Origin of the sequence: Streptomyces sp. M41 (assembly GCF_043673425.1) — a bacterium.
In the GTDB taxonomy this organism is placed as follows: Bacteria; Actinomycetota; Actinomycetes; order Streptomycetales; family Streptomycetaceae; genus Streptomyces.
The window spans coordinates 198,453-210,162 of the sequence record NZ_JBIMKE010000010.1 but is presented as its reverse complement, the minus strand read 5'-3'; the positions used below and the strand labels follow the sequence as shown (position 1 = coordinate 210,162).

6 protein-coding genes and 3 pseudogenes are annotated in these 11,710 nt (G+C 65.3%); 4 read left to right on the top strand and 5 right to left on the bottom strand.

From position 1 onward, the window contains the following. Positions 1-233: pseudogene (locus tag ACHBTE_RS16165) on the top strand (glycosyl transferase); the annotation flags it as partial. 73 nt (positions 234-306) lie between these two features. Here the strand turns inward: ACHBTE_RS16165 and ACHBTE_RS16160 are convergent. Both ACHBTE_RS16160 and ACHBTE_RS16155 read right to left on the bottom strand, forming a co-directional pair. After that, positions 307-729 carry a roadblock/LC7 domain-containing protein gene (locus tag ACHBTE_RS16160; protein ID WP_394724548.1) on the bottom strand — a complete coding sequence of 141 codons (423 nt, stop codon included), beginning with the start codon at positions 727-729 and terminating at the stop codon, positions 307-309. A gap of 245 nt (positions 730-974) precedes the next feature. Further along, the gene (locus ACHBTE_RS16155; RefSeq protein ID WP_394724547.1) at positions 975-1,178 is read right to left on the bottom strand and encodes a peptidoglycan-binding protein; all 204 of its coding nucleotides are present in this window, start codon (positions 1,176-1,178) and stop codon (positions 975-977) included. 1,323 nt (positions 1,179-2,501) lie between these two features. Between ACHBTE_RS16155 and ACHBTE_RS16150 the strand changes: the two genes are divergently transcribed. After that, positions 2,502-3,875: an alkaline phosphatase PhoX gene (locus tag ACHBTE_RS16150; protein WP_394724546.1), complete on the top strand. Its 1,374-nt coding sequence runs from the start codon at positions 2,502-2,504 to the stop codon at positions 3,873-3,875. Between the two features lie 241 nt (positions 3,876-4,116). On the opposite strand, the gene ACHBTE_RS16145 is transcribed toward ACHBTE_RS16150, so the two are convergent. The 3 genes and pseudogenes from ACHBTE_RS16145 to ACHBTE_RS16135 all read right to left on the bottom strand — a co-directional run. Then, on the bottom strand, positions 4,117-5,076 hold the full coding sequence (locus tag ACHBTE_RS16145; protein ID WP_394724545.1) for a lytic polysaccharide monooxygenase: 960 nt from the start codon (positions 5,074-5,076) through the stop codon (positions 4,117-4,119). A gap of 679 nt (positions 5,077-5,755) precedes the next feature. Then, positions 5,756-7,507, bottom strand: coding sequence for a group II intron reverse transcriptase/maturase (ltrA, locus tag ACHBTE_RS16140; protein WP_394724544.1), 1,752 nt, complete (start codon positions 7,505-7,507; stop codon positions 5,756-5,758). A gap of 649 nt (positions 7,508-8,156) precedes the next feature. Beyond that, a pseudogene (locus ACHBTE_RS16135) lies at positions 8,157-8,917 on the bottom strand (IS5 family transposase); the annotation flags it as partial. 10 nt (positions 8,918-8,927) lie between these two features. Between ACHBTE_RS16135 and ACHBTE_RS16130 the strand changes: the two are divergent. Beyond that, a pseudogene (locus ACHBTE_RS16130) lies at positions 8,928-9,635 on the top strand (transposase); the annotation flags it as partial. A 406-nt stretch (positions 9,636-10,041) separates the two neighbouring features. Further along, positions 10,042-11,562: a DNRLRE domain-containing protein gene (locus ACHBTE_RS16125; protein ID WP_394724543.1), complete on the top strand. Its 1,521-nt coding sequence runs from the start codon at positions 10,042-10,044 to the stop codon at positions 11,560-11,562. Positions 11,563-11,710: the final 148 nt, after the last annotated feature.

The following is an 11,710-nucleotide window of genomic DNA, read 5'->3' as shown; positions in this document are numbered from 1 at the left end:
GCCACGCACACCCCGCGATGATCATCTGGGCGACCTTCGCCATGCTGATCACCGCGACACCGATCTTCGCCTGGCGCAACATGCTGCGGCAACCGAAGAGAAAGTCCCGGCGCAGGAAGCCCCGGCACGCCGCCGGTACTGCTTCGCGTGCAGAAGCCTTGGCGGCAGCAGGGAAGCAGAGTGGGAGCGGATCCCGCGGGAAGCACCGCTCAAACACCATCCGCCTCTCGTGAGCGTCAGGGCGTCGAGTTGTCAGGTGGTGGCAGTGTGGCGGGGGCAGCCGTGGTGGCCGCCCCCGCCGGGCAATCAATAGTGTTTGCCGTTGAGGTGTTGGTGCACCGGTGTGGTAGGGATCTGCGACAGCCTTTTGGCCATACGTGTCAGCTCGTTGTTGATGCGGGTCGTGTCGGCTGTCGGGCTGCTGATGGCTGCCAGGTAGCTCCTGTGTCGCGCCGAGGCGATGAAGAGCAGCGCGTGGTCGAGTTCGACGGTGGTCTGTAGAACTGCGCCGGCACGGAAGCGTCGACCGGCGCCGCTGGCGATGCTGTGCACGGCACGGACGATGGAGGCCAAATACGTGGCGTCCTCACTCGTAAGGGCTTGTGAGGCGCCGGTGGGTGTGCCGTCACGGGAAACCGCGATGGCGTGTTGTATGTCGGGAACACGGTTGACCAAGTCGTCCATGAGCCAGTCGAGGCGTCGCCTGGGACGCGGTGAGAACGGGATCACTTGCACTCCTTCACGCTGGGTCGGGTATGCGAGGCATGATGCGCTTGGCTCACGTCTTCCGATCACTGAACTGTCTGTGGCTGTCGACAGGACGGATTGCTGCCGCCGCACAGCGACTGAACCTGAATTTGGGCGCCGGGCGGGTCATTGCTGAGGGCCGCCAGCGGCGTCGGCCGGTCAGTTCACAGCGTGTGCGGGGGCGCCGGTCGCATGGTGTGCGGGGGGCGCGGCGACGGGCTCCCGGATTACTCGATTGATGTCACCGCCTCAAGGGCGCGTCGGGTGTTCGGCCCGTAGACGCCCGCGGGGTCGCCATCGACTTGCTTGGCCGTCTGGAATTTGGCGACGGCTTCGGTGACGCGTGCGTCGTACTCCCCGTCCACGACATCGAGAAGGAGGCAGAACAAGTCACAGGACCAGCGCTTCAGCCGTAGCTGGAGTTCCCTCACTTCTTGGCCGGTGTCTCCTTCATTCAGCACAGGCGGTTGATCCGAGGGCTGGCTTTCGCTGCTCGGCTGGGAGGGCTCGTCCGGCACTGGGCGGCCCGCGTCCGCCGGAATGGACCGGACCGGCCGTTCGCCTTTCCCACCGTCCGGGACCGTGAGACGGTCGCCCGCGCGTTGCGCTGTAGGGATGACGGGGTGGAGTTGATGGCCTGGAGCGCGTCCCGAGGCATCGAGCCATGGCATTGGACGGTGTGCGCGCATTCCCGTGTCGAAGGGTGGAGGCGTGGTGGGCCGGCCCCCCGCGCCGTCCGGTACCTGGTTGTCCACCGCACGCGCCGGATGTGCCGGTCCATTCGTGCCGCGCGATGCGCCCGCGGCAGTGTCGGGCGTCCTCAGCGGGACGATGAACGTGGCGCCGAGAGCAACAAGGGCGACCACTGCGGTTGCAGCGGTCACTGCTCGCCATCGCGCCGGCCGACCGAGCGGCTGGGCCGCTGGAGCTGCGGTGTCCTGGGGTGTGACAGGTGACGCAGCTTCTGTCGACGCTCTGCTGCCGTCGTCCAGGTACACGTCGCCGGTGGCCGGCTCGCCGTCGTCGAGGCGATCCCGGCACCTTCTGACACGGGCCAGCAACTGCGCGATGTCGTCCTTGCTCAGCCTCGGTGCCTGGGTCGGCGGGGCGGGCGCAAGGTGCGTCGGCGGTATCTCCTCTGCCGCCGGTGTGGAGGGCGTTCCACCTTCTCCCGGGGGCGCAGGGCGCGGGCGTACTCGTCGTACGGGCAACGGCCCGAATGAGGCCGGCAGTGTGTTGACGCGGCCGGCCTCGGAGCAGGAACAGCCGGTTGAGTCATCTGCTGGGAGCCCCATTCCGCACGTGGGGCAGGGTTTTGTCACCATCTGGGGTCCTCCCCAGGGGTCGTTCCAGTGGATCGATCCACACCGATACGCGCCGCTCGCACCGCGGCTCCGCCCGGTCGGAGCACACCGAGTATGCAGAGACGGCACTCGGTTTGGACAGGTTTGCAGACCGTAAGTTCTGCGATCTTCAGCTCGTCCGTAAAAGGAGCATTAGTGCGATTTGCGTTGACTGTGACGATTTAGGTGAGTGGGTCTGCCGTGGCGCCAACTGCCTCCCGCTCCCACCGCATGCCAATGTCAGTAGTCAATGCCAGATGGGACAGGGAGGGCGGTCGCCGGGGGAGTCGCATTCCGTCTCTCCCTGTACAGCGGTTACTCGTAAGTGCGCACCTTGATGAGTGGGTTGCGAGGCTGTTCGCTTCCGTGTGTTACACACCCAACAAGTTCCCCCAACAGCGAGGAGTGGCCATGTCTGTGTCACGACGTCGTCTCCTGGCCGGTACGGGCGCAGTGGGGGCGGGTATCGCCTTCACCGGTGCCGTGGACCGGCTGTTCGCCGGGCATGCGGCTGCCGCCAAGGCAGGCCGGAGCCCAGGCGGCTACGGACCGCTTGTGCCCGACCCGGACGGTCTTCTGGATCTGCCCGAGGGCTTTCATTACCAAGTCCTGTCCCGTCAAGGTGACAAACTCAGCGGCGACGAGGGGCCGGTGCCGGGAAACCCTGACGGCATGGCCGCGTTCGGAGGCAAACGCAACGGCACTCACCTGCTGCGAAATCATGAGAACCGGCACAACGCCAAGGCGCCGGTGCCTGTTGTCCCCGGCCTCACCTACGATCCTGAAGGCAAAGGCGGCTGCACTGCCCTGGCGCTCGATCAGGAAGGCCGGGTGATCGAGCAGCGGGTGGCCATCGCCGGCACCGCCGTCAACTGCTCTGGCGGCCCCACACCGTGGAGAACCTGGCTGACCTGCGAAGAGACCGAGGACCAGGCCGGTACTGCCGGCTACACCAAGGACCATGGCTTCGTCTTCGAAGTCGATCCGTACGACCCTCACCTGACCGGCGCGCACCCATTGACCGCGATGGGGCGCTTCCAGCACGAGGCGGTCGCCGTCGATCCGGGTACCGGCATTGTGTACGAGACGGAGGACGCGTTCACTCAACCCTTTGGGCTGTACTACCGGTTCCTTCCCGACAAGCCGCTCGGTGGACGGGGGAGCCTGCGCGCCGGGGGCCGCCTCGAGGCCATGCGCGTGCCCGGCGTACCCGACCTGTCGGTCGTCCAGGAACCAGGAAGCTCCTTCAAGAACATCGAGTGGGTCGAGGTGCCGGATCCGCTTGCCAAGAAGACCCCCATCCGTATGCAGGACTTCGGCAGATGCGGTATCACCCACGGCCAGAAACTGGAGGGCAATTACTGGGGCGGAGACCGGGTCCACTTCGTCTCCAGCTACGCACGCGCACAAGAGGGTTCGGCCGCCACCCACTTCGGGCAGGTGTGGTCCTACCGGCCCAAGCGGAACACGCTGACACTGGAGATCGTGTTCGGGCCCTCGACCGACATCCAGCTGCCCGGCGAATCCCCCGACAACATCGCGCTCTCTCCCCACGGCGGGCTGATGGTCTGCGAGGACGGTGGCGGCGGCCAGTTCGTCTTCGGACTCGACTCCGCCGGCCAGGTTTACCCGATGGCACGTAACCGTCAGAACATCGGCACCAAAGGCAAGCCGGCGTGGGGCGAGTTCGCAGGTGTCACTTTCTCCGTGCACGGCCGCACCATGTATCTCAACTGCTACAACCCTGGCACCACCTTCGCCGTCAGAGGCCCATGGGGCGGATGAGCCACCTATGAACTGCGTCTCAGGGTGCCCAGGTTCGGTAGTTCGCTGCGGATGCCGGTGCTCGCCGAGGCGAGTTGCTGTCGGTGCTCTACGCGTCGATCTCATGGTGCGAAGGTGATCGACTCATCGGTGCGTCTGCGGACCGGATCAGCCGGCGACACCAGCTCGACCCGGTCCCACAGCGCGTCAGTGATCACTCAGCCGACGGACGTATCCCCATGTTCGGTGTGCGGGATACGCCTTATCTCCGTCGGCGGCCGGCCACGTAAAGGATGACGGCGCCGCAGGTGATGACCGCGGCGCCGCAGAGCGTCAGCAGCGGCAACATGCTGGGGCTACCGGTCCGGGCGAGGGCGGTGGTATCGAGCGCGGTTGCCGGCGCGCCGTAGGGCACTGGCCGGGCCGGTGCCGCTGTGCCGCTCGCATGCCCACCCTGGCCCCCCTGCGGTGGGTGGACGGAGTCACCGCAGTCGTGGTCGTTGCCCGGTGCGGGGCCCTGTGTAGGGTCGTCCGTGTTGCCGCCGGGTGCCGGGGCCGACGCACCACCACCAGGGCTGCTGCCGCTCTCCGAGCCGAAGACCACATCTGAGCAGGAGTAGAAGGCTTCAGGGCTGTCCGAGCGCTGCCATATCGCGTAGATGATATGGCGGCCTTGCTTGGACGGCAGGGTGCCTTCGAACTGGTAGGAACCGGCGATGAGTTGCGGGTCGGTGACCGAGGCGATGGGGCTCGGCGACAGATCGGACCACTTCAGGGGCTGTGACGGTTCGTAGTCGTCGTTGGTGACGTACAAGTCGAAGTGTCCGCGGTGAGGGGCGGTCGCCTTGTAGCGGAAGGTGAATGAGCCGGGCCGGACAGCGGTTGCCGGCCAGTCGGCGCGGGGCAGGTCCAGCCCCTTGTACTTGTCCCGGCCGGCCGAGCACAGTGCACCGTCGGGGATCAGCTGCCTGTGCCTGCCCGAGGCGTTGGGTATGTTGACTTCGTTCCAGTCGTAGAACGCCTGTTTACCGCTCGCCTCGATGGCTGCCTCGCACGCGGCTGACCGTGGGTTCTCCGGTCCTTCCAGATAGCAACCGGAGACTCGGCTGGACGGATTCTGCATGGAGCCATGGGCGCCAGCCTGACCCGCGACCGGGCCGAGGATGAGGACGGACAGCGTACCGAGGACGGCAGCGGCAGCTGCGCTGTGGCGAACGGTCATCTGATTCTCCATTGGCGGTGAGGTGACTCCCGCCGAGGGCGCTGAGGGCGATCCATCGTCGCCCGGTGCGTCGAGTCACCGAACGGCACAGGCGAGCGAGCGCCACACCTTGGGCGACGGAGACCCGGCTGGCCGGCATGAGCCCGAATGAGCGGGGATGCGAGTCAAGCTGGCCGTCTCTTTCGGGTCAAGCAGTTGTTGCCGACTCTGAGGAGGCAGAGGTGCTTTTGTTGCCGTGGGATCAAATATCGGTGATCGGGGTCGTTCGCCGAGGCGGCCGGTGACGGTACGCGGAGACCCCGGCGTCCGGTCACGCACGCGTAGTCAGAGTGCGTCTACGAGCGACCATCGCTCGACAGTGTCCTGCGGCTGGTTGTGGGCGGGCGGGCAGCACTTCGGCAGCGATGTCGTCTCTACCGGTGACGAGTCACCCGCCACCGTGCCCCGTGCCTGGTGAGCCCCTCTAGGAGTTGTCTTCAAATGTCACGCCCACATCAGGAGCGAGGCGAGGGTGACGGCTGCTTGGTAGGACTCGGCGGTCTTGTCGTAGCGGGTGGCGATGCCTCGCCATTGGTCGGGTAGCCGGGTCACGTCGCCGTGACCCGGCCCCCTCAGAACCGGACGTGCCTGTTTCCAAGCATCACGGCTCAAGCAAGCCCGAAGGCTTCACAGGTTCTGCTCATTTCCGGTCGCTGTCGCCTGCGTGATGCTGGCGATGGCATTCCGAGTGGACGAGCCGAAGATTCTTGCTCTCATCAGAGCCGCCATGCCGCCGGTAGGTGAAGTGGTGTTTATGCAACCGCTTCTTCATCGCGTCGAACCAGTCAATCCACTCGCGTGGGCTGTCAGGCTCATATTCCGCGCCGGCGATGAGCGCTTGACCGCACAGTGGGCAGACGCCCTTCTGGCGGGCTGCCAGAGTAAGGCTGATCTTGTCCATCGGTGGTGGTGTGCGCGTCTGACGGCGTTGGCTCCAGTAGTCGAGGAGTGCGGGATCGTCAGGTGACGACTTACCCCTGACCAACTGATGCCGCCTGATGTTGGTCCAGGCGAACTTGGGAAGGTGTGCGCCCGTGGCACGGTCACCGAATACCCAGTTGTTCATCTTGGATCGGTTGAGCCTGCCGAAGTACTTGTTCACAATCCAACGCTTCGACTTCTTCGGGTGGGTGCGCTTGGCCCACTTGTAGGTGAGCGTCCACACATAGCTGTCCAGCGCCGAGAACGTCCGGCTGGACACCACTGTCCGGTAATACGCGGACCAGCCCCTGACGATAGGGGACAGACGGCGTAGTACGACTGTGATGCTCTGCCCTAAGAGGGCTTGAATCTCGGATCTCAGTCGCTTCCGGACTCTCTTGACCGCGTCCCTGCTGGGCGTGATGATCAGGCTGTCGCCATGGCGGCGGATGTTGAACCCGAGGAAATCGAACCCGTCCGACAGGTGGAGGATTCGCGTCTTCTCTTCATTGAAGCGAAGTCCTCGGGGTTGCAGCCATTCCGCCAGGCGTGACCTGACGGTCTCCGCCTCCTCCTTGCTCGTGCAGAACACGGCGAAGTCATCGGCGTATCGCACCAGGATCGGAGTTCCTTTCGCAGCCCACATGACCTTTCCTTTGCGGGTGGCGAAGCGGACTCCTGCGGCCTCCTCCATCCCGTGCAGAGCGATGTTGAGCAACAAAGGACTGATTACGCCGCCTTGAGGGGTTCCCTCCTCGGTCCGGGTGAAGCGTCCGTCATCGACCACACCAGCCTTCAGCCACTGCCGGACTAATTCCCTGGCTGGGAATTGCCCAACGGCTTCGAGCAGGTGGTAATGGTCGATGCGGTCGAATGCGGCAGCCAGGTCGGCGTCCAGTACCCACTGGCGCTTGACCGCCTTGCCCTTCGCGGTGCTGAAGATCGCCTGGATGGCGTCGTGGCAGCCGCGGCCCGGCCGGAATCCGTAAGAGCGTGATTCAAACCGAGCTTCCCACTCAGGCTCCAACGCGTTCTTCACACGTGCTTGGATGGCCCTGTCACGCATGACGGGGATTCCGAGTGGTCGTTGCTTTCCGTTGCTCTTTGGGATGTAGACCCGCTTGACGGGCTTGGCCCGCCAGGGTTGTGTTTGGCCGTCAATTTCAACTGCCATCCGTGCTCTCGCCTTGGGAGTGAGAGCGCGTTCCCTGTCGATCCCTGCCGTCTTGCGGCCTCTGCTCTGCTGTGTCACCCGCTTCACGCTCACGAGCGTGTTGCTGCGGCTTCTCAGCATGAGCTTTTGCAGATTGCGGACCTTCTTGAGGTCCCCTTCCTGTGTCGCTTTGAAGATCCTCTGTCTCAGACGCCGTACGTTCTCCTCGGCTTCGGCCCAGTTGATGCTGTGCCAGTCGAGATTTCCGCCCTGGGGTCCGTTCGCTATGGAAGTCCGAACAGGACTGGGTAACTCCAACTGTAAGTTCCTCCTTCGCGTCTAACTTGTCCGCCAGGTTCCGGCTGCTTTACTCGGGATACTGCAAAGGCTCACCTGGTCCACGTGGGCACCCTTTCGGGTCGGGCCACTGGGACCCGTATCCGGCGGGTTATGACCGGAGGCGTGAAGGTTGCCTCCAACTTTCCCCTGATCTTTCGATCTACCGGCATTCGCTTCTTGGACCATCCTGTTCCCGCTGGAGAGTTGGGCCTTCCTTGCGGTTGGCTTACCGGGCTGTGGCCCGGACTCCATCGGGGTTTCCACGTTCCACACACGTAAGTTGCGACAGGGGTGGGTGCCCCCTCTATCCCGAAACCGGCTGTGTCCTCCTTCCGGTCTCAAATCTCCGGAAGTCGCCTGACGCCTCTCAGCATCGGGTTCTGTAGCTGCCGACTGCAAACCACCAGGCAGCTTCAACCTTACGAGACATCAACAGGGGTTCACGCGGTTCACCCGTCCAGTCTTTCCCTCGCCTGTTATTTCCCGGCGGCCGGGAAATTCTTGGGCTTGAACGCTCAGCTTCACACCCCGCTGTTACCGGCGACGCATGTGAGCGCGGGAACGGATACGGACACTAATCCGGGGTCAGCACATCTCTCCTTCCTTCGTGGCTTTCCCACTTAACGTGTGCGACTTCGTGTCGCACCTTCAGGCGGTTGAAGCAGCGTTCGACCACGTTGCGCCGCTTGTAGCGCTCTCTGTCGAAGGCCGGCGGGCGACCGCCGTGGCTGCCTCGCCGGAGCCGGTTGCGGATCTGGTCTGCCCGTTCGGGGATGGTGTGGGCGATGCCCCGCTGTCTGAGCCAGGTCCGGATGGCCCGGGAGCTGTAGCCCTTGTCGCCCAGCACGTGGGCGGGACGCAGGCGGGGGCGGCCCGGACCGGCCCGGGGCACCCGAATCGCGTCCATCACCGTGGTGAACTGTGTGCAGTCGTTGGTGTTCCCGCCGGTGACGGTGAAGGCCAGCGGTCGGCCAAGAGCGTCGCAGGCGAGGTGGTTCTTGCTGGTCAGACCGCCTCGGGAGCGTCCGAGTGCGGGGCAGCGGAGCCCCCTTTTCGGGCTCCGGCGGCGTGCTGGTGGGCGCGGACGACGGTGGAGTCCACCGACACCAGCCAATCGATGTCGCCGACGGCATCCGCCTGCGCCTGGGCGGCCCGGAGCATTCGCTCGAAGGTGCCGTCCAAGGCCCACCGGGTGAAGCGGGTGTGCAGCGTGGCCGATGGCCCGTACCGCTCGGGCACATCCCGCCAAGCGGTCCCGGTGCGGAACTTCCACACGATCCCGTTGAGCACCGTGCGGTCGTCCAGCCGCTTGCGTCCCCGCAGCGACTCGGGCAGCAGCGGCCGGACGAACTCCCACTCCGCGTCCGACAGTTCATGGCGACGTATCACCTGACCATGATCCACCACTCAAGATCACGCCTTCCTCGTCCACGTCCGCGACCTGCGAAACGAGGAATTCGTACCTTCTTCGCGGTCCGATACGCCATCACCGAGCCGGTCCGCCGCGCTGTCCTGGCCACGCCCGACCGCCTCTGGCATCCCGCCCTGGACCAGGACGGGACACTGCGTGATGGAGCCGAAGTGGCCGAGCTGACTGGCATGGTCGATCTGGCCGGCTTTCCGGACGGCACCCGCAGCATCGTGCGCCGGGAGCGGCCGCACCCCGGAGCCCAACTGACCCTGTTCGACCAGGACGAGGGCCTGCGGCATCAGGTGTTCCTCACCGACACCCTGTACTCCGGGCGGATCCGCCCAGTTCCTGGAGGTCCGCCACCGCGGGCATGCCACCGTCGAGGACCACATCCGGTGCGGCAAGGCCACCGGCTTCGGCCGCTTCCCCTCCCACGACTTCGCCGTCAACGCCGTCTGGCTCGAACTCAGCCTCGCGGCGATCGATCCGCTGGCCTGGACGCGCGTCCTACTGCTGGACGGGGAGCTGGCCACTGCCGAGCCGATGAAGCTCCGGTACCGACTGCTGCACTTCGCCTCCCGCCTCACCCGCGGCGGCCGACGCCTGCGCTTGCGGATACCGGTGACCCGGCCCTGGAGAAAGGAACTGACCATGGCCTTCCATCGCCACGCCGCACTACCCCGTCCCGCCGGCTGACCGGCAAACCCCTGACCGCCCACGACCCGAAGGACCCAGGAGAACCCGACCACCGCGCCGGGTCTACGCCATGTCCGAACACCGAAATCGCGTCGGCCACCCGACGGTTACCCCTCAACGACGCCTCATCACCCCAACCGAAACGGCGAGGCTATGGGCTGGGTAGGGGGCTCTTAAATTAGGTATCCCTATTGTTCGCTCTTGCATCGACGAGCCGGTGGGCGACCAGGAATAGTTGTGGCTACGCTGCGCAGGCGTCTCTGCCCTGTCTGCGCTCGCCCCGTCTCAGATCCCGCTGTGTGGCCCGAGTGCCCGGCAGCAAGGTGAGCGGGCGAATGCGTCGCCGGGCGCTTCGGCTCCCGGAACTCGCGTCCTTCACCGCCCACCAGAATGCGCAGGATCCGTCATGCTGAGTCGAAAGACCATCGCTTCGGCCGCCGTCGGCACACTCGTCGCCGCTGTGTCCGTCACCGTACTGCCCGAAGCCTTCTCGACCACATCGGCTGAGCCCGTCTCGCACACATTCACGCCGACCGCGGATACCTTCATAAGAAAGTCCGCACAACATACCAACTACGGGACTGTCGACCAGGTGAGCGCGGACAACAATTCGGTCAAGCGGGCCTTCATGAAATTCGAGGTGTCGGGCTTCGAAGCTCCGGTCACCAGCGCCAAGTTGCGGGTTCACGTAGCCGACGTCGAGGACGCCGAATCCCCGGCCGGGGGTACCTTTCGCCTGATGTCCGACACCACCTGGTCCGAGACCGCTGTGACATGGGGCACGCGACCTTTCTACGGCGGCCAGGAGCTCGGTTCGCTCGGCGCGGTGTCCCGCGACACCTGGTACGAGATCGATGTCACCTCCCACGTGACCCGAACAGGAACGTTCGGCATCAGCATCACCTCTGCAGACGATGACGGTGCAGACTACGACTCGCGGGAAAGCGGTATCACCGCACCGCAGCTCGTGGTCACCACCGAGGCAGATCCTGGTGCTGATCCCGGCGGGGATCCTGGGGCAGATCCTGGCGCTGATCCCGGCAGGGATCCGGAGGCAGACCCCGGGTCAGATCCTGGCGCTGAACCCGGCAGGGATCCCGAGGCAGACCCCGGGTCAGATCCTGGCGCTGATCCCGGTGAGGACCCGGTGCTGGTGGGCGTGGGCGACATCGCCGGCAACTGGGACGACGACGAGGCCACGGCCAAACTCCTGGACGACATCCCAGGCACGGTCTTCACCACGGGAGACAACGCCTACCAGAGCGGCAGCGCGTCCGAGTACAACAAGTACTATGCGCCCACTTGGGGACGGCACAAGGACCGCACCAGGCCCGTTCCGGGCAACCACGAATACCGAACTCCACGCGCACAGGGCTATTACGACTACTTCGGCGCGGCAGCGGGAGACCCGGACAAGGGCTACTACTCCTACGATCTCGGCAAATGGCATGTCGTTGCGCTGAATTCAAGCGTCAGCATGTCGAAGGACTCCCCCCAGGAGCGGTGGCTGCGCGAGGACCTCAAGGCCACTAGCAAGCAATGCACCATCGCCTATCTCCACCACCCGCGATTCACCTCCTCCGAACACCACCGCCCGAACCCCGCCGTCGGGCCCCTCGTCCAGGCTCTCTACGACAACGGTGCAGAAATTCTTGTCGCTGGACACAACCATCAGTACGAGCGTTTTGCTCCCATGGACCCGGACGGAGAACTGGACACCGATCGCGGCATCCGGCACTTCGTCGCGGGCATGGGCGGTGCCGGGGCGTCGTACGCCTTCGGCACCATCCTGCCCAACAGCGAGGCCCGCAACAGCGACACGAGCGGCGTGCTCAAGTTCACCCTGCACGACGACAGTTACGACTGGGAGTTTGTGCCCGTGGCCGGCAAGACCTACGCCGACGCGGGCACGACCGACTGCCACTGACACCGAACCCACCACACTGTGCGAAACCTCCGCCGCCCCGTGCGACGGAGGTGTGGCACCCGGCCTCCTGACGGAAAGGGCGCCTGCCGTGTACCTCTCCACGATCAGCAGACGCACCTCGACCGGCGACACCGGCCGGAGCCGTTGG

Coding starts and splice junctions, on each gene's coding strand:
- ACHBTE_RS16125 (WP_394724543.1), top strand. CDS start 10,042: ATGCTGAGTCGAAAGACCATCGCTTCGGCCGCCGTCGGCACACTCGTC.
- ACHBTE_RS16150 (WP_394724546.1), top strand. CDS start 2,502: ATGTCTGTGTCACGACGTCGTCTCCTGGCCGGTACGGGCGCAGTGGGG.
- ACHBTE_RS16145 (WP_394724545.1), bottom strand. CDS start 5,076: ATGACCGTTCGCCACAGCGCAGCTGCCGCTGCCGTCCTCGGTACGCTG.